Raw genomic sequence first — 17,119 nt, forward strand, 5'->3', positions numbered from 1 at the left:
CGTCAATAAAAGCAACGGGGTGGTATTCTGAGCCCATCTGTAGCGCAGCTGCGAGATGGCTGCCGTTGTCGCCGGCGCCGTATATGAGTACCGGCTCTTTACTTCCGGGATTTAACCAGTGGATCAAGCTTCTGAATAGAATGCGGGGTGCACCAATACTGATGAATGCGATGCTTGCATAGATCATGGGTACGCTTCGAGGCATTTTTCCACCCAGCATGAAGCTAGTGGCGGCCAGAACGAGCGCCGATAAAAATACACCTAGGGCGATGGTGACAAATGCTTGGTGGGTGACGTACCGAAGTACTGCACGATAGAGTCCAAGGCGAACAAACACTATGACGGATGCCGTTGCTGCTACAGCTAATGCCACTAGGTCATTGCCCGAGTAGTCGTAATCCATGTTTCCTATGCGCAATGCCCAGGCCGCTATAAAGGAGAGGTAGATAGCCAGCAGGTCGTAGGCAACCGATGCTGTACGTTTAAACCATCTGGGAGAGCTTAGGAATTTGTTGAGCAACAGTGTCTTCCTTATTACTGATGACTGGTTTTAAGTTTTTGTTCAGCTTTTGGGGGCAGCTGGCCGGCGCGCATGCTATAGCAAAAGGCACCGTGGACAGTTATAGCTGTACAAGTGGCCAAAATCCAGGAGTGGCCCGTATCGTGGAGTGCATAATACGCTAAGGGTATCTGAATAAAAACTCCAGTGCCCAGGTAATAGAGCAATACAGGCTTATGGTGTCCTTTTAAAGCCGTTAGTTTTTGATAGGCGTGAAGCCGATGCGCCTGCCAGAATTTTTGACCCGAAACGAGCCTTTGCGTCAAAGTCCAGCTGGCATCGACCAGAAAGCCTGCGAGGAGTATGGCCATAGCGGCCAGTGCATTGAGGCTTTCTGTCGAAAACAATACATAGGTGCCAATAGTCAGCCCCAGGGTGGTGCTGCCAACGTCGCCCATAAAGATTTTTGCTGGCGGCCAGTTAAGCAGCAGAAAGCCGGCAGTTGTTGCCCCCATAACCATCAGCAGTAGGCCTTGCGGTGTAGTAAATGTGGCGGACTGGATGGCAAGCGCCCCCAGTATAAATAGCAGTGTTTGAACGCTGGCTATTCCGTCGGTGCCATCCATAAAGTTGTATAGGTTTATCAGCCAGAGTAGGGCGATGGCGATAGCGGGCCAAAACCAAGGATTGACTGGTAAAAGAGGTAGCCAAGGGGTAATGGTAAAAAGTACTGCAACAAGCTGGGCAGCGAGTCGAAGGCGGGCGCTCAGAGGACTGCTGTCATCCTTCCAGCCAAGGCTGGCAAGAATAATCAGCCCAATGGCCAAACCCAAAAAGGCCGTCGTGAAAAAAATACCTAGCATTGAGCTGGTCAAAATTAAGCTTAGTGCTATGCCTAATCCGCCGCCAGTGGGCGTGGGTTTGGTGTGCGAGCTGCGCTCATTTGGAATATCCAATCGCGCTTTATCTTTCACGTATAGGGCGACCACAAAACTAATAACTGCGCCTAAGGTGCAGGCTAGTGCTACTGCCGCTGGGCTGAGTTCCCAATCACTTAGCACGGGAAGTCTCCGTTTTTTGCATGGTGTTTGGTTCGGGGTGCCAACCTGTGTACTTCCAAGTTTGACTGGCATCAACTACCAGTGAGCCCGTGATTTTGGCAGCTGTGGCTTTAAGTAAAGGTGTTTTGCGTGCTATTGCCCAGACGTGATTAGGTACCGAAAATAGCCTGGGTTTTAGGTGTTCAGCGGTGAGAAGGTCTGTAATTGCCTGGCTGGTGCTTTTTGCTTGCGCGTCACAAACCAGCATGGGGGGAACGATGTGAGCTCCTTCGCTAACCGGCATAGTTAGCAGATGTTGGGTAAAGTCAGCCAGGTTTTCCAGTGATATCCAGTGGCGTTGATTGTGAATGTTCGCAAAAGGCAATGGTAGTCCTAGTTTGGCAAGATTTAAGACTTTGCCAAGGTTGCCTTTGGGCGCCTCACCCCAGATAAGTGGTGGGCGTATGACAAATAGTGTGCAGGGTTTATCTCTAAATATTTCCTGCAAAGCCTGCTCAGCCATATATTTTGATCGGCCATAAAAATCTTGGGGGCAGGGTAGTGAATCGTTGTTGAATGGATTTTCCGCTGTGGCTTCTTCGCCCAATACTTTCACGCTGCTGTAGTAGATAAATCGTCCAACACCCGCCTCTATGGCGGCCTGTGCTACCTTTTTGGATAGCAGAACGTTGGTTGCCAAAAAATCTTCCCAGCTATTGGCTCCTTTTCCGTGCGTTTTAGCGGCAAGGTGTATCACCGCATCACATTGGGACAAGGCGTTTGCAAGAGTGTTTTTATCGTTGAAATCCACAACCAGTATATCGATTGGGCTTGATAGGGGACGGCGCACTAGTGCACGCACGGCGATGTCGCGCTGCGCGAAATATTTGGCTAAATATTGCCCAACGAAGCCGTTGGCACCGGTAATTGCAACCCGCATTAATGGGGACCATTGTTCAAAAAGTTGGCCTATTGTACTGGAATTCCAATGGGGGCAGAACCGAGTATTAACAAGTGGATGGTTTGGTTTGGGGGCTATCGTTTGGGTGGATTTGAGCAATGGGTGTACTGTCGGTTATGGCTCAGTATCGAGATAAAAGTACTAACCGAACAGACCAGCATTTCTTGCTAAAAGCTTGGTTGGGCTATCCAGGCGTGCGGGCACTGGTTGCGCCTTTTGCATTGAGCGGTCCTGTTCGTCGACTGTGTAGCCGCCCCCCAAAAGACTAATCTTATCGGCCGGCATTTTTATTGGAATCTTGGTAGGGCTACCCAGATGCGCGCCCTTTGATTGCTGCCTTCGCGGGCCGAACTGTCCAGTTCTGCAGCTATCGCAGCGCAATAAAAAAGGCCGACCTTCTCGGTCAGCCTTTTTATTAAATCTTGGTAGGACTATCCAGATTCGAACTGGAGACCTCTACCATGTCAAGGTAGCGCTCTAACCAACTGAGCTATAGTCCTGAAGAGGCGCGTACTCTACCAACAAGGTTTATATCTATCAATAGGTTAGTGGGGTTTTTTATGCTGTGGATTAATGGCGCTTTTGGGTCACAAAAAGCTAGGGGTGTGGTTGCCCTTTAGGGCTTACTCCCTATAATACGTCCTCTCGCCGGCAGTACGCTGCCTTCTTTACACGTGGCCTTTGGTAGGGGTCACCACTGGATTCAGGAAACAACAATGCCTGTTATTACGCTTCCCGATGGCTCTGAGCGCCGTTTTGACCATGCTGTGTCTGTTTACGACGTGGCGGCTGACATTGGCCCAGGGTTGGCCAAGGCCACCATTGCCGGCCGTGTAAACGGCGAGCGGGTTGATGCTTCTGACCTTATAGAGGCTGACGCCAAGCTGGAAATCATCACCGCCCGCGATGAAGATGGTCTGGAGATTATCCGCCATTCCTGCGCGCACCTCTTGGGTCATGCCATCAAGCAGCTTTGGCCCGATGCCAAGATGGCCATTGGGCCCACCATCGAAAATGGCTTTTACTACGACGTTGACCTAGATCACTCGCTGACAGACGAAGATGTGGAGCGCCTGGAGGCGCGCATGTTGGAGCTGGCCAAAACCGAATACGACGTGGTTAAGAAGAAGGTTAGCTGGGATGAGGCGGTGGCTGCTTTCCAGACTCGCGGTGAGCCCTACAAGCTGGAAATTCTCGAGCGCGATATTCCGAAAGACGACCGCCCCGGGCTCTATCATCACGAAGAATACGTCGATATGTGCCGTGGGCCGCACGTACCCAATATGCGTTTTTGCCAGCATTTCAAGCTGATGCGGGTTTCGGGTGCCTACTGGCGAGGCGACTCAGATAACAAGATGTTGCAGCGTATCTACGGCACCGCCTTTGGCGATAAAAAAGCCCTAAAGGCGCATCTGAGTTTTTTAGAAGAGGCGGTCAAACGCGATCACCGCAAGCTCGGCAAAAAGTACGATTTTTTCCATATTCAGGAAGAGGCGCCTGGTATGGTGTTTTGGCACCCGCGTGGCTGGGCTATTTATACCGCCGTGGAAGAGTACATGCGCAAAGTGCAGCGCGACAATGGCTACCAGGAAATCAAGACGCCCCAGGTGGTTGATCGCAGCCTGTGGGAGCGTTCTGGGCACTGGGACAAATTCCGCGACAACATGTTTACCGTTGAGTCAGAGGCTCGCGATTACGCCGTTAAGCCCATGAACTGCCCCTGCCACATACAGGTCTTTAACCAGGGGCTGAAAAGCTATAAAGAGCTGCCCATTCGGCTGGCTGAGTTTGGCAGCTGCCACCGCAATGAGGCTTCCGGCACGCTGCAGGGGTTGATGCGGGTGCGGGCCTTTACCCAGGACGATGCGCACATATTCTGCTCAGAAGAGCAGATCCAGGAAGAAGTCAGCATTTTCACCGATCTTCTCTACAAAGTGTATGCAGATTTTGGCTTTAACGATGTCATTATTCGGCTTTCTACGCGCCCAGAGCAGCGGGTGGGCAGCGATGAGGTCTGGGATAAAGCCGAGCAGGCCCTGGCCGACGCGTTAGAAGCTAAGGGGCTGGAGTACAGTTTGCTGCCGGGTGAAGGGGCCTTTTACGGTCCGAAAATTGAGTTCTCGCTGAAGGATTGCCTGGGTCGAGTTTGGCAATGCGGTACCATTCAGGTGGACTTCTCCATGCCGGGCCGGCTGGGGGCGCAGTTTGTGGCCGAAGACGGCTCGCGCCAGGTGCCGGTCATGTTGCACCGGGCGATTTTAGGCTCATTCGAGCGTTTTATCGGGATTCTGATCGAAAACTACGAGGGCGCATTTCCACTCTGGCTGGCACCGGAGCAGGTGGCGATTCTGAATATTACGGACAATCAGGCCGAATATGTGAAGAAAATCGAAGAATCCTTGAAAAACAAAGGCTTCAGAGCGTTTTCGGACTTGAGAAACGAGAAGATCGGCTTTAAAATCCGCGAGCACACCATTCAGCGGGTTCCCTACCTGCTGGTCGTCGGCGATAAAGAGATGGAAACCGGTAAAATTACGGTGCGTAACCGTAACGGGGAAGATCTGGGCGCCATGACGGTGGACGAACTGGCAGAACGCTTACATGCTGAGATAGCGAAAAAGAGCGTTTCATAAGATTACTGGGTATCTGGGCGGTCAACTTTGGGGAAGGCCGCCGCAGACTCAGTAATCTTTTGCTGTTGTAGCCCAATATTGGGTAACTAGAAAGGAGGCATTAGCCATCAAACGAGATAGCGCGAAGAGCGGTAAATCAAAGAAAGCCCGTATTAATGAACAGATCGAAGCGAGCGAAGTTCGCTTGATTGGTGCCGATGGCGAGCAGGTGGGTATTGTCACCATCGCAGAAGCACTGGCTGCAGCACAGGCTGCATCGCTGGATCTGGTTGAAATCGCGCCCGATGCCGAGCCGATAGTATGTAAGATTCTAGACTACGGCAAGGAAGTGTTTGAGGCCAAAAAGGCCAAGGCTGCTGCCAAGAAGAAGCAGAAACAACAGCAAATTAAAGAAATCAAAATTCGCCCAGGGACGGACGTAGGTGACTATCAGGTAAAACTACGCAACCTGATACGTTTCCTTGAAGATGGGGATAAAGCCAAGGTGTCCTTGCGATTCCGCGGCCGAGAGATGGCGCACCAAGAGCTGGGCATGGAGATGCTGAAACGCATTGAAAATGATCTGGCGGAATACGGTGTCGTCGAGCAGCATCCGAAAATGGAAGGTCGGCAGCTGATGATGGTTCTCTCTCCCAAAAAGAAGAAGTAGCCGGGCTTTTTAGCTGCCTTGTTACTTATATTATTTAACTCGCAAATGCGGAGTGTTTTATTATGGCAAAAGCTAAAGTACACAGTGGTGCTGCTAAGCGCTTTAAAAAGACAGGCGCTGGTTACAAGCACAAGCACGCTAACCGTAGTCACATCCTCACTAAGATGACCACCAAGCGCAAGCGTCACCTGCGCGGTACCGATATCCTGGATAAGGATAATGTTGTACTGGTTGATCGTATGTTCCGCGCCAAGTAATTGGCAGTAACCTTAAGTAGAGGATTGAAGTATGGCCCGTGTTAAACGTGGTGTAGTGGCGCGTCGTAGCCACAAAAAAGTTCTGAAGGCCGCAAAAGGTTACTACGGTGCACGTTCACGTGTATTCCGCGTAGCCAAGCAGGCTGTTATTAAAGCTGGTCAGTACGCTTACCGCGACCGCAAGGTTAAGAAGCGTAACTTCCGCGCACTGTGGATCACCCGTATCAACGCGCAGTCGCGCGCTGAAGGTTTGAGCTACAGCAAGCTGATCGCCGGCCTTAAGAAAGCAAACATTGCATTGGATCGTCGTGTGTTGGCTGATATCGCCGTTCACGACAAAGCGACCTTTGCAACTATCGTGGAAAAGGCTAAAGCAGCTCTGGCTTAAGTCGCACGATAGGGGGCGCAAGCCCCATTGTGTTTCAAAAGGGAAGGGGCCAGTGCCTCTTCCCTTTTTTGTTTAACGAGCAGGGCAAGCCTGCAGCGTCACAGAATGTGGCCACTAACAACAGCAGCATTTTGCACAGGCAAAGTGCCCGATCATAAAAGCTGATCAGCGGAGAATATGAATGGAAAACCTGGTCGCGCTCACAGAAGAAGCGCTTGAGCTGGTTGCCAAAGCCGAAGACTTGGCCGCGCTAGATTACGTGCGCGTAGAATATTTGGGTAAAAAGGGCAAAATTACTGCACTGCTTAAAGGCCTGGGTAAATTAAGCGCTGAAGAGCGGCCTGCGGCGGGAGCAGAAATTAACAAGGCCAAAGAGCAGGTTCAAAATTCCCTTAACGACAAGCGTGCAGCGCTGGAAGCGGCTGCAATTAATGCACGCTTAGCAAGCGAAACCATCGATGTTACTCTATCGGGGCGCGGTCAGCAGGCGGGCGGTCTTCACCCGGTCACCCGTACACTCGAGCGCATCAGCAAAATATTTTTACAGGCTGGCTATCAGGTGGAAGAGGGGCCTGAAGTAGAAGACGACTACCACAACTTTGAGGCGCTCAATATTCCCTCGCACCACCCGGCACGCGCCATGCACGACACTTTTTATGTGGATGCAAGCCATGTGCTGCGCACCCACACATCACCGGTGCAGGTGCGCACCATGGAAAATCAAGCGCCGCCCATTCGGGTGATCTGCCCTGGCCGCGTTTATCGTTGCGATTCTGACATTACCCACACGCCTATGTTTCACCAGGTTGAAGGCTTGGTGGTCGATAAAAATATCAGCTTTGCCGATTTGAAAGGCACGGTGGATCAATTTTTAAAGGCGTTTTTTGAGGCCGACGTGCCGGTGCGCTTTCGCCCTTCGTACTTTCCCTTTACCGAGCCCTCTGCCGAGGTGGACATTCAGTGTACTCAGTGTCACGGCAAAGGCTGCCGCGTGTGCAAGCAAAGTGGCTGGTTGGAAATTATGGGTTGCGGGATGGTGCACCCCAACGTCTTTAGCGCCAGCGGCGTAGATCCTGAAACCTATTCGGGTTTTGCCTTTGGGATGGGCGTTGAACGATTGGCCATGCTGCGCTATGGCGTAAACGACCTGCGCCTGTTCTTCGAGAACGATCTGAAATTCCTTGGGCAATTTTAAACAGTTTCACGACGGTTAGGCCGCAGGTGTCTGCGGCGCCACTCAAATTTGGACAGATTTTGACTTATGAAAATCAGTGAATCCTGGCTGCGGGAATGGGTTAACCCGCAAGTGTCTACCGCCGAGCTATGTGAACAGCTGACAATGGCTGGGCTGGAAGTGGACGGCATCGAAGCCGTTGCCGGCGAGTTTTCGGGCGTTATTGTGGGCGAAATTGTTGAGGTCGCACCACATCCCGACGCCGACAAACTGCGCGTGTGCCATGTGGCGGGTATCGCCGACACGCTGACCCAAGTGGTGTGCGGCGCGCCCAATGCACGCCAGGGTATTAAGGTGCCCTTTGCCACCGTAGGCGCAGTATTGCCCGGTGATTTTAAAATCAAAAAGGCGAAGCTGCGCGGCGTTGAATCTTTCGGCATGCTGTGTGCACAAACTGAATTGCAGGCCGGCGATGACGACAGCGGCCTGTGGGAGTTGCCGGTCGACGCCACAACTGGCCAAGACCTGCGCGAATACCTGTCGCTAAACGATAGGATTATTGAAGTGGACCTCACACCAAACCGCGCCGACTGCTTGGGCCTTGCCGGCATTGCCCGCGAAGTGGGCGTGCTAAACAGCGTACCGGTGGTAGAGCCTGCTATTGAGGCCGTGCCCGCAGTAATCGACGATAGCTTACCCGTGCAGCTTGGCAGCGGCTGCGGTCGCTATTGCGCCCGCGTGGTGCGCAATATAGACGTTACTAAGCCGTCGCCTCTGTGGCTGCAAGAGCGGCTGCGTCGCGCTGGCCTGCGCAGTATCGACGCCGTGGTGGATGTGACCAACTATGTGTTGCTGGAATTGGGGCAGCCCATGCACGCTTTTGATTTGGCAAAGCTCAGCGGCGGTATTCAGGTGCGCCAGGCTCAAACCAACGAAGCGCTGACCCTGCTCGATGGTCAAGATGTGACATTGAAAGATGACACCCTGGTCATTGCCGATGATTCGGGTCCCTTAGCCATCGCCGGCGTGATGGGTGGCTTGGCTTCTGCTGTGACCGACCAAACCCGCGACATCCTGTTTGAAAGTGCGTTTTTCACGCCGGAAATGATTGCCGGTAAAGCGCGCAGCTACGGTTTGCACACAGATTCTTCGCACCGATTTGAGCGCGGTGTGGACTACCGCTTGCAGCGCAAGGCCATAGAGCGCGCTACCGCGCTCTTGCTGGCGATCACCGGGGGCGAGCCAGGCCCCGTAATCGAATTAGAAAATCCCGACAGCCTGCCCGCTGAGAGCCGTGTCGTGCTGCGCCGGGAGCGCATACAGGCAGGCTTGGGTTTCGCCATCGACGACGTTCGCGTGCTGGATATATTAACGCGCTTAGGGTTAACGCTAGAGGCTGAAACGGCTGACGGTTGGCGCTTTAAGGTGCCCAGTCATCGGTTCGATATCGCCATCGAAGCCGATTTGCTGGAAGAGCTGGCGCGCATCTATGGCTACAACAATCTGCCAGTCACCAACATGCACGCCGACTTGCCGGTATTGCCGGTGCCCGAGGCCGAAACGCCGCTCGGCACCTTGCAGCGCACGCTTATTGCGTTGGGTTATCAAGAAGCGATTACCTATAGCTTTGTTGAGCCAAAGTTGCAGCAGCTGTTTGATCCCGATACAGCCGCCGTGTCGCTTATGAACCCCATTAGTGCCGATATGAGCGTAATGCGCACCAGCTTGTTGCCCGGTCTGGCGGCTACCTTGCAGTACAACGTTAACCGCCAGCAAACCCGCGCCCGCCTGTTTGAAACGGGGCTCACCTTCGTACCCGGCGGTACTGGCCCGGCGGGCTTGACACAGGAGGCTAAGCTGGCTGGACTAATCTACGGCGATCGCGCGCCTGAATCCTGGGTTCACGGCAAAGATAAGGTTGATTTCTACGATATTAAAGGCGATTTAGAGCGCTTGCTGGCAGCGGCCGGTGCCGACCGCGACTGCCGCTTTGAGCCGGGTCAGCATCCCGCCTTGCACCCGGGCCAAACAGCCGTTTTGCTAAAAGGTGGTGAACCCGTGGGTATTGTGGGCGCCTTGCACCCCAGTACCCAGCAAGCGCTGGATCTGGATAGCCCGGCGTTTGTGTTTGAGGTCTCCCTTGCGGCGTTGCAAGCAGGGCGTATGCCGCGGTTTACACCGGTATCCCGCTACCCAGAGGTTCGGCGCGATCTGGCCGTGCTGGTAGACCAAAGCGTGGCGGCAGAAACTCTCCAAAATGCAGTAAAAGCAGCGGCTGGAGAGCACCTTATTAAGTTAAAGGTATTTGACGTATATAGCGGCAAAGGTATTGATCCACATAGAAAAAGTGTTGGGCTGGGCTTGACGTATCAGCATCCATCCCGCACTCTTAACGACGATGAGATCAACGCTTCCATCGCAGCCGTCGTTGCGCATCTGGAGGCCACGTATAACGCGACCTTGAGGTAAGAGGGCACAGCATAAGGGGTGACTATGTCAGACGGAGCTTTAACTAAAGCTGATCTGGCCGAAAAGCTGTACGAACAACTGGGCTTAAACAAACGTGAAGCCAAAGAGTTAGTAGAGTCTTTCTTTGAAGAAATCCGCCATGCACTGGAAACTAACGAGCAAGTGAAGTTATCGGGTTTCGGTAACTTCGACTTGCGTGACAAGAGCCAGCGCCCCGGCCGCAACCCAAAAACTGGGGAAGAAATCCCTATTACAGCCCGTCGCGTGGTGACCTTTCGCCCCGGCCAAAAGCTAAAGGCAAGAGTAGAGGAACATGCTCGAACCAAGTAATAACGATGAATTACCGGTCATACCGGGTAAGCGTTACTTTACCATTGGCGAAGTGAGCGAGTTGTGCGCGGTAAAGCCACACGTCTTGCGCTATTGGGAACAGGAATTTCCCCAGCTAAACCCGGTAAAGCGCCGCGGTAATCGCCGCTACTACCAACGCGAAGATGTACTGACTATCCGTCAAATTCGCTCCTTGCTTTATGATCAGGGGTTCACCATTGGTGGCGCACGCCAGCAAATGACCGGTGACACACCTGCCGCTTCGACTGAAGTGGCCGATAGCAAGTTTGGCGATGTCATCAAACAAATGATTGCCGAACTGGAAGAGTTGTTGTTAGTTCTAAAGCCTTGAAAAGGCTTGCAATATTGGCAGAAAGCGGTATTATGCCGCCTCTCGGTTGGGCAGTTGAAGAAATTACTTTTTCAAATCAACGGTTTAGCTGATCTCGGAGCGTAGCGCAGTCTGGTAGCGCACTATACTGGGGGTGTAGGGGTCGTGGGTTCAAATCCCGCCGTTCCGACCATACAAAGTGACAAGTCCCCCACTTGTCCGATAAAAAGCCTGGGCTAGTCCCGGGCTTTTTTTTGCCTGTAAGTTTGACGAGCGCTAAGGAGCCTTGCCGTGGATATCGAACTGTTTGAAACCCTGTCTCTTTATATTGGCATATCTCTGCTGATGGGATTTATGGGCTTTATCGTTTGGGACTTGGCAAAGGCGTCAAAAGCCGGCCGTTTTGGCACAGTGATCTTGTTCATTGTACTGGGGCTTTGCATGGCGGGCTTTATTATCAAGGCCATCTTAGTCGAAGTGTTAGCCCAATAAAAAAACGGGGCCTGAGCCCCGTTTTTTAAGGCTGCGCTTAGTGCGCGCAACCATTCGTTAGGTGGTGCGTTCGATTAAAAGCCGCACACCAAGTCCCAATCGCTGGTGCCAGGCTCGCTCGCCGTCCACCACTTGGCTTGATAGACCGCGCTGTTGTGGCGCATGCGGTCGCCGCCATTGGCGTGAGACGGATTGCCCGCCCAGTCTTTTTGTGGAAAGTTGGGGTAGGCAGGGTAACTGGCGGGCTCAATGTTTTGCGCTGCGCAATCACCGGAGCCTGTACCGCCGTCGCCACCACCAGTACCGCCGTCAACGGTGCCGGCCGGCAGATTTGGGTACTCCTGTTTTAGCGCAAAGGCCTGGCTGCCAATTTTCACCTCCCAGTTAGAAGGTAGGGAAATGGGCAAGTAGTACTTCATCACCACCTTCCAAGATTCGCCGTGCTTCACCGTCAAATAATTGGGCGTGGCAATTTTCACGCGGTGGAAATTATTTTCCAGGCCGCCAATGTTGTTACCGGCGGCATTAGAACCGTTTACCACCACCGTGAGTCCCGCTGCACTTTGATCGGCAACATTGTCCGGCGCAGAGGTGGCCACATCGAAGTAGAACTCTGTGCCACCCGGCAAATCCACGCCCGAGTTGTTGGTGATAATAAGGTCTGGCGTGATGGGGTAGTTAGAATCGCCCAGCGCAAAGTTCGTCAGATCAAAGCTGATATCTAACTGTTCTGTTGGCAATGCCACTTCCGCCCGTTGATTGCCGTACTTGGGTGCGTTGGCAAATTTACTGGCAATGGCACTGGTCAGCGTGTGGCCCATTTCGTATTCGCCAGCATCCGCGTTAAAACGGTAATCGCCCGCCAGCTCCCAGAACATGATGCCGCCAATGCCCTGTTCAACCACATAGTCTGCTTTGCGGTTGATGGACTGCTCGTCTTCAGTGGAGATGAAAACTTTTTTCTCGGCATTCCACAACCAAGGGGCAACCAGTGTGCTGTTGTAGTGGCGCACGTAAGTGCCCTGCAATTGGTGATAAGGGTTGTTGACTGGATCTAACCCGTAGCTGGTTAGGTAGCTACCCAATATACCGTTTTCAAGGTTTTTAGCGTGCCACATGGGGTTGGAGCCCGCACCGAGTTCATCGCCCATTTCATTTTTGTCGTGCCACAAATTGTCGATACCAATGGCGCCAAATCCGCACTTGTTGGTTTCGCCTTCACCGGTACCCGGCGGGCATTCGCCCTGATTGGGCAGCGACGCCTCGCCCCATAATCCATTTGTGCCACCTTCAACGCCCTGCCAGCCGCGGGTGTAGTAGGGCACACCGATGTTAATTCGGCCTGCGGGCATAGAGCCGCGGAAATAATGGTAGGCCCAGTCGGTATTTAAATAGCCAACATTTTTGTACTGGCCGCCGTAGGCATTCCATTTAATCAGCTCGGAATCTTCGCCGTTATCAAACAGTGGTGCATTGGGCCCAACGAACTGATTCCAGGAGCCGTGAAGATCGTAAGACATGATATTCACGTAATCCAAGTACTGCACCGACTTAAAGGCTTCCATACCGCGCAACAGATAGCCGGAAGAGGGCGATGCAATGGTCAGCATATAATGCTTTCCATCAGCGGCACCGGCAGCATCCAGTTTTTCGCGCAGGGTTTTCATCAGCACATTATAAGAGGCATTTAAACCGCCGCGCATGGCATTGGAAATATGAAAATCCAAGGGATTGCCGGCATCGTTCATAGACGTTGGGTATTCGTAGTCTATGTCTGCACCGTCAAAGCCGTAAGTGCGCAGGAAATTAACGACCGAGTCTGCAAAGGTATTGATGCCCGCAGTGTTTACCGAGCCATCGCTGTTTGTGGTCATGGTGTAAAAGCCACCCGAAGCCACGCGGCCATCGCCTTCAAAATACCCGCCAGTCTCGGCCCAGCCGCCGATAGACACTAAGGTCTTAACGTGCGGATACTGCTTTTTGTATTTATTCAGCAGATTAAAGTGGCCTTTGTAGGGCAGGGTGGGGTCCATTTCTGCACCGGTAACGCCGGGCCATTCCATACCGGTGGCCGGATTGGTGGGTGCATCGGCGCCAACCGACACTTCATTGTTGCTGTTGACATGCGCAAAGGCATAGTTGATGTGGGTGAGTTTATCCCAAGGTATTTGATGCGCGAGATAGGCGGGGCCGTTATTACCGGTACGCCAGCTGGTAAAGTAGCCAATAACGCGGCGAGTAGCACTGCCCATCAGCTCGCGGCCGTCGGTGTCGTACACGGTGCAGTAGGGCACATCGATACCGGGTGTAGCATACAAACCATCGGGACGACAATCGGCGTGATTGACGGAGCCGTCATTTTGCACGTTCACGCTTTGTGACGCCTCGGCCGTTTTGTTTTGATTGTCGAACGCCACAGCTTTTAACGTGTGATTACCAGCAGCGGCTGTCCAACTAGCCTCGTACGGCAGGCTGGTGTCGGTGCTCAGTAGCTGATTGTCTACGTAAAACTCCACCTTGCTCACCGAGCCATCTGAATCTGTGGCGGTGGCAGAGAGCGCAACCTGATCGCCTGCAATTACACCGTCGGCAACTGGTGCCAGGGTGACGTTGGGTGCATCGTTGGAATCGGCGGCAACAGTAAAGGCCTGGCTGGTGCTTTGGGTTTCTGCGCTGTCATTGTCCACGGCAATGGCGTACAGCGTATGATTGCCCGCACTGGCTTGCCAGCTGGCTTCAAAGGGCGCCACATTGTCGGTAGACAGTAAATTGTTATTTAAATAAAAACGCACGGCCGTTACCTGGCCATCCGAGTCGCTGGCGCTGGCGCTGAATTGTGTTTGCTGGCCTTCCATTAAATTGGCGGGCACTGCGGACACACTGATGCTCGGCGCATTGTTTGGCAGCGCGGTCACCGACACGCTGGTTGCAGCTGTCTGTGTGGTGGCGCCTTGGTTATCGGTGGCCACTGCATGGATGCTGTGATTACCGGCGGTTGCCTGCCATTGCGCTGTATAAGGTGCACTGGTATCGGTGCTGATTAATTGGCCATCAACATAAAAAGCAACTTGCGCCACGGTGCCGTCTGTATCGCTGGATGTGGCAGAGATGTTGATGGTATCGCCTTCAGTGGCGCTGGTGGGCGCCGTGTGATTAACGCTAGGGGCTTCGTTTGTCGTGCCACCTTGGGTTACCTGGATGGTGACGGTATTGCTGGTGGTACAACCATCGGTATTGCACAGCGAAACTTGTAACTGGTTACTGCCGGCAGGGTAGTTGCTTACGCACTCGGCGCTTTGTTGATTTTGCCCATTGGCTGTGAGCTGGCCTTCACATTGAACTGCACCATTGTTAAACAGCGTCCATTGCGTGCCGTTAGTTCCCCACCACATATCCCAGTGAACGGTAATGCCGTTACCGCTTTCATAACTGCTGGGCATCCAGGCGATATTGGGTTTGGCCGGTGCCGCCGCATGGCTGGGTGAACTAGCCACCGCAAAAGCCATAGCAACGCCCAGCCCGATTTGGGAGCGTTTAAACATCGTGTTACACCTCTTGGTTATTGTTTTGATTTTCTGGTACATCACACATCTGAAAACGGCACGCCGGCGACAAATACACAGGGGTATTGAGTGGGGTACACATCCACAGAATGACAACGTTGTATCATAATGACAAAGATATGACAACGTTGTCAGATTGAGGCTGCGATATTGTTCAAATCTAAGGGTGTCGTTGTGAGTCAACTTTAATTAAGGAGTTGATAACAAAAACAGAGGGTTGAGTAATTTAATTAAAGTAGGGTGTGAAGTAATCGTTTGCCATTACAGTGGGGACTAAATTGCCATTATGCGGCATCCAGTCTTGGGAAAGCGCATTAACTTAAGGCGTTTACGGCTGCAACCATCATGCCTTGGGCACCTTACCAGACTTTTTCGGCGGTGCTGATTCTGGCTATTCGGCGCAGCCGAAACCCCAGAAGCCAGCAGCCGCCAAGGCTCCGCAGAACAAAACCGACACCTATACGCCTAAGCCTGCGCCAACGCCAAAACCGCCGCCGCCAGAGTCGCCCAAAAAGAAATACCTCGACGTATTCCATGAGGCATCCGACACCTACGATTTACGGTTGTCCGGCTTCGTTCACGGTACGTTTAATGGCAAGCTAAAGGTCTTGGGCCAAGTGGAAGTTATCGACAGCACGTTGCACGTCAAAGACGTGTACGACTTGGCCGCGCTGCGGTCCCTTGGTTGGCGGTCGGCGATCATGCCTTACGGGCTCCAGATGCAAAAGAACGACATAGAGATCGTCGTGCGTCCGTGGCCAGTCGATAGCTGGGGCAAGGTCAACGATGGCCAGCGCGCTTCATTGGCAGCCAATTAAACCGCCACAGAAGCCCACCACCGAATAACGTAACATTTCGCATAAATCCCTGCGTTGATGTTGAAAAAAAGGCCCCTGTGTGACGCTAACAGCGCACAGGGGCCTTTTGGTTGTCAGCCGCCAGCGGATGGCAAACTAAAGCCGCCAGTAGCTGGCGGCTGGCAATTTACACATAACGCACATTATGCGGGGGGTTGACGCCAGTCATACCCCCTACAAATGCAACAACGCCTTGATCGCCCCTCTACAAGCCCCGTATTTACTGGCTTCAGAAATTCAATCACCTGGCATTGCATGTTGGCGAGCACCGGACGACGACACCGGACAAGCTCTGCTTGACCGCTTGGCGTTGTCCTCCGTAGCGGCAGGCAAAAGCCGGGCAGGGCACCGCTGGCGCCCCGCTCGGAACCTGTACGGGTACTAGTTACACCCGTACATTACCGCAAAGTCCTGCGGTAAAAGGCGCTATTCGAGCATCTCAATCAACTGCTTTATCCGTTCCCAGATGCTGATAGCGATCATAACCATCACTGCCGCATCCTTAGCACGCCTTAGCCATTCCCAAATTTCGCTCAACTTACCCATTTTGATCTCCCCATGGTCTGATTACATGGCGAGCTTTGCATGGCGAACTGGTAAATAAGTTTTTTTGATTGAAATTATTTTCAGATGACCCAGTTGCGAGACTGGCACCCCAAATGTTATGAGAAAGGGCTGATTTTTTACCGATGAATTTCGTAACCCTCGTTATGAAATAATTAACCAAAAGAGGTCTTATCATGAGTAACGTTTCGAAAGCTTCATTAGATAGTCGCGCTTTGGCAATGATGTCAAAGACGTACTTTTTTGAACAGAAAAATCCCAGTCACCCAATGTTCAAGACCATTGGCAATGCACGCGTTGCCGCCGTAGTGATCAATGAGACAACGCCACCTGAATTACTGCTGCAGGGGGAGGGGGGTGATCCAGCCTATTATCACATGGAAGAACTGTCGTATTCCTCCGCACTCCAGCTCGCTATGTGATTCCATTTTTTTCTGACTCTCCTGTATGATCCAAAATTTTGGACAGGGGAGTCAGCCACCGTGTTGGTACGCCGCTCACGTTTTCTACTATCCATCCGCGATTTAAATGGCGATCATCTATCTAGATTCTGGTCAGAAGAGGGTGCTTATTTATCCAAGAATAAGCGGCTTTGCACGTTCAATACTGCCGCACAATTTGAAACGCCAGACCAGGCCCGCGCGTTTTATGCATCGTGGAAACATGCCGATCGCTATCGATTGGTACTTGATGAAATCAAACGCTATGTAGAGGTACCTGATCCGGTCTACCCGGACGATCACCCCAGATCAATCGTTAATCGCATAATGCAATCTGAGTCAGTAAATGTTTCACGTACGGCAATATCTTGGTTTACCAACGTAGACCCTAACTGGACTAAAAGCACCATAGCCAGGCACCGTGAAATTTTGCTCAAGTATGGTATCGACATAAGTCAAAAGCCTAAACGGC

16 protein-coding genes and 2 tRNA genes are annotated in these 17,119 nt (G+C 52.5%); 13 read left to right on the forward strand and 5 right to left on the reverse strand.

Annotated features, from left to right (window positions below; translation table 11 throughout):
- The 4 genes from ACW8F6_RS05835 to ACW8F6_RS05850 form a co-directional block, all read right to left on the reverse strand.
- Window positions 1–520: nucleoside-diphosphate sugar epimerase/dehydratase (locus ACW8F6_RS05835; protein ID WP_491574916.1), on the reverse strand; the 520-nt coding region annotated here is incomplete at its 3' end.
- A gap of 14 nt (window positions 521–534) precedes the next feature.
- Window positions 535–1,632 carry an MraY family glycosyltransferase gene (locus ACW8F6_RS05840; protein WP_491574917.1) on the reverse strand — a complete coding sequence of 366 codons (1,098 nt, stop codon included), beginning with the start codon at window positions 1,630–1,632 and terminating at the stop codon, window positions 535–537.
- Window positions 1,550–2,479, reverse strand: coding sequence for an NAD-dependent epimerase/dehydratase family protein (locus tag ACW8F6_RS05845; protein WP_491574918.1), 930 nt, complete (start codon window positions 2,477–2,479; stop codon window positions 1,550–1,552). The genes ACW8F6_RS05840 and ACW8F6_RS05845 overlap by 83 nt, the downstream gene beginning before the upstream one ends.
- Window positions 2,480–2,923: 444 nt before the next feature.
- Window positions 2,924–3,000, reverse strand: a tRNA-Val gene (locus ACW8F6_RS05850).
- Between the two features lie 216 nt (window positions 3,001–3,216).
- On the opposite strand from ACW8F6_RS05850, the gene thrS reads away from it, so the two are divergent.
- The 10 genes from thrS to ACW8F6_RS05900 all read left to right on the forward strand — a co-directional run bounded on the left by thrS (window position 3,217) and on the right by ACW8F6_RS05900 (window position 11,223).
- On the forward strand, window positions 3,217–5,133 hold the full coding sequence (gene thrS, locus ACW8F6_RS05855; RefSeq protein WP_491574919.1) for a threonine--tRNA ligase: 1,917 nt from the start codon (window positions 3,217–3,219) through the stop codon (window positions 5,131–5,133).
- A 106-nt stretch (window positions 5,134–5,239) separates the two neighbouring features.
- Entirely contained in the window at window positions 5,240–5,782 is a 543-nt protein-coding gene (gene infC, locus ACW8F6_RS05860) for a translation initiation factor IF-3 (RefSeq protein ID WP_491574930.1), read from the forward strand.
- 62 nt (window positions 5,783–5,844) lie between these two features.
- Window positions 5,845–6,039, forward strand: a complete 195-nt coding sequence (rpmI, locus tag ACW8F6_RS05865; RefSeq protein WP_491574920.1) for a 50S ribosomal protein L35 — start codon at window positions 5,845–5,847, stop codon at window positions 6,037–6,039.
- 31 nt (window positions 6,040–6,070) lie between these two features.
- Window positions 6,071–6,427 (forward strand): 50S ribosomal protein L20, encoded by a 357-nt coding sequence (gene rplT, locus ACW8F6_RS05870; protein WP_253361604.1) that lies wholly within the window; start codon window positions 6,071–6,073, stop codon window positions 6,425–6,427.
- Window positions 6,428–6,608: 181 nt separating this feature from the next.
- Window positions 6,609–7,622, forward strand: coding sequence for a phenylalanine--tRNA ligase subunit alpha (gene pheS, locus ACW8F6_RS05875; protein WP_491574921.1), 1,014 nt, complete (start codon window positions 6,609–6,611; stop codon window positions 7,620–7,622).
- Between the two features lie 66 nt (window positions 7,623–7,688).
- The gene (gene pheT, locus ACW8F6_RS05880) at window positions 7,689–10,070 is read left to right on the forward strand and encodes a phenylalanine--tRNA ligase subunit beta (protein ID WP_491574922.1); all 2,382 of its coding nucleotides are present in this window, start codon (window positions 7,689–7,691) and stop codon (window positions 10,068–10,070) included.
- Between the two features lie 24 nt (window positions 10,071–10,094).
- Window positions 10,095–10,400: an integration host factor subunit alpha gene (gene ihfA, locus ACW8F6_RS05885; protein WP_491574923.1), complete on the forward strand. Its 306-nt coding sequence runs from the start codon at window positions 10,095–10,097 to the stop codon at window positions 10,398–10,400.
- Window positions 10,384–10,752, forward strand: coding sequence for a MerR family transcriptional regulator (locus ACW8F6_RS05890; protein ID WP_491574924.1), 369 nt, complete (start codon window positions 10,384–10,386; stop codon window positions 10,750–10,752). Before ihfA ends, ACW8F6_RS05890 begins: the two co-directional genes overlap by 17 nt.
- 95 nt (window positions 10,753–10,847) lie before the next feature.
- Window positions 10,848–10,924: transfer RNA gene (locus ACW8F6_RS05895), tRNA-Pro, on the forward strand.
- A 98-nt stretch (window positions 10,925–11,022) separates the two neighbouring features.
- On the forward strand, window positions 11,023–11,223 hold the full coding sequence (locus tag ACW8F6_RS05900; RefSeq protein WP_491574925.1) for a DUF2788 domain-containing protein: 201 nt from the start codon (window positions 11,023–11,025) through the stop codon (window positions 11,221–11,223).
- A gap of 74 nt (window positions 11,224–11,297) precedes the next feature.
- Here ACW8F6_RS05900 and ACW8F6_RS05905 read toward each other — a convergent pair whose 3' ends face one another.
- Window positions 11,298–14,765, reverse strand: coding sequence for a chitinase C-terminal domain-containing protein (locus tag ACW8F6_RS05905; protein WP_491574926.1), 3,468 nt, complete (start codon window positions 14,763–14,765; stop codon window positions 11,298–11,300).
- Between the two features lie 371 nt (window positions 14,766–15,136).
- Here ACW8F6_RS05905 and ACW8F6_RS05910 point away from each other — a divergent pair, with 371 nt between their 5' ends.
- From ACW8F6_RS05910 to ACW8F6_RS05920, 3 genes are all read left to right on the forward strand, one after another.
- Window positions 15,137–15,604 (forward strand): hypothetical protein, encoded by a 468-nt coding sequence (locus ACW8F6_RS05910; protein ID WP_491574927.1) that lies wholly within the window; start codon window positions 15,137–15,139, stop codon window positions 15,602–15,604.
- Window positions 15,605–16,383: 779 nt separating this feature from the next.
- Window positions 16,384–16,629 carry a hypothetical protein gene (locus ACW8F6_RS05915; RefSeq protein ID WP_491574928.1) on the forward strand — a complete coding sequence of 82 codons (246 nt, stop codon included), beginning with the start codon at window positions 16,384–16,386 and terminating at the stop codon, window positions 16,627–16,629.
- A 60-nt stretch (window positions 16,630–16,689) separates the two neighbouring features.
- The coding region (locus ACW8F6_RS05920) for a hypothetical protein (protein ID WP_491574929.1) at window positions 16,690–17,119 on the forward strand (430 nt) is incomplete at its 3' end.

Source organism: Simiduia sp., assembly GCF_058345725.1.

Bases quoted from the DNA above. Each gene is read 5' to 3' on its own strand.
- ACW8F6_RS05840 (WP_491574917.1), bottom strand. From the start codon at position 1,632: ATGCCAGTCAAACTTGGAAGTACACAGGTTGGCACCCCGAACCAAACA.
- ACW8F6_RS05845 (WP_491574918.1), bottom strand. From the start codon at position 2,479: ATGCGGGTTGCAATTACCGGTGCCAACGGCTTCGTTGGGCAATATTTA.
- thrS (WP_491574919.1), top strand. From the start codon at position 3,217: ATGCCTGTTATTACGCTTCCCGATGGCTCTGAGCGCCGTTTTGACCAT.
- rpmI (WP_491574920.1), top strand. From the start codon at position 5,845: ATGGCAAAAGCTAAAGTACACAGTGGTGCTGCTAAGCGCTTTAAAAAG.
- rplT (WP_253361604.1), top strand. From the start codon at position 6,071: ATGGCCCGTGTTAAACGTGGTGTAGTGGCGCGTCGTAGCCACAAAAAA.
- pheS (WP_491574921.1), top strand. From the start codon at position 6,609: ATGGAAAACCTGGTCGCGCTCACAGAAGAAGCGCTTGAGCTGGTTGCC.
- pheT (WP_491574922.1), top strand. From the start codon at position 7,689: ATGAAAATCAGTGAATCCTGGCTGCGGGAATGGGTTAACCCGCAAGTG.
- ihfA (WP_491574923.1), top strand. From the start codon at position 10,095: ATGTCAGACGGAGCTTTAACTAAAGCTGATCTGGCCGAAAAGCTGTAC.
- ACW8F6_RS05890 (WP_491574924.1), top strand. From the start codon at position 10,384: ATGCTCGAACCAAGTAATAACGATGAATTACCGGTCATACCGGGTAAG.
- ACW8F6_RS05905 (WP_491574926.1), bottom strand. From the start codon at position 14,765: ATGTTTAAACGCTCCCAAATCGGGCTGGGCGTTGCTATGGCTTTTGCG.
- ACW8F6_RS05915 (WP_491574928.1), top strand. From the start codon at position 16,384: ATGAGTAACGTTTCGAAAGCTTCATTAGATAGTCGCGCTTTGGCAATG.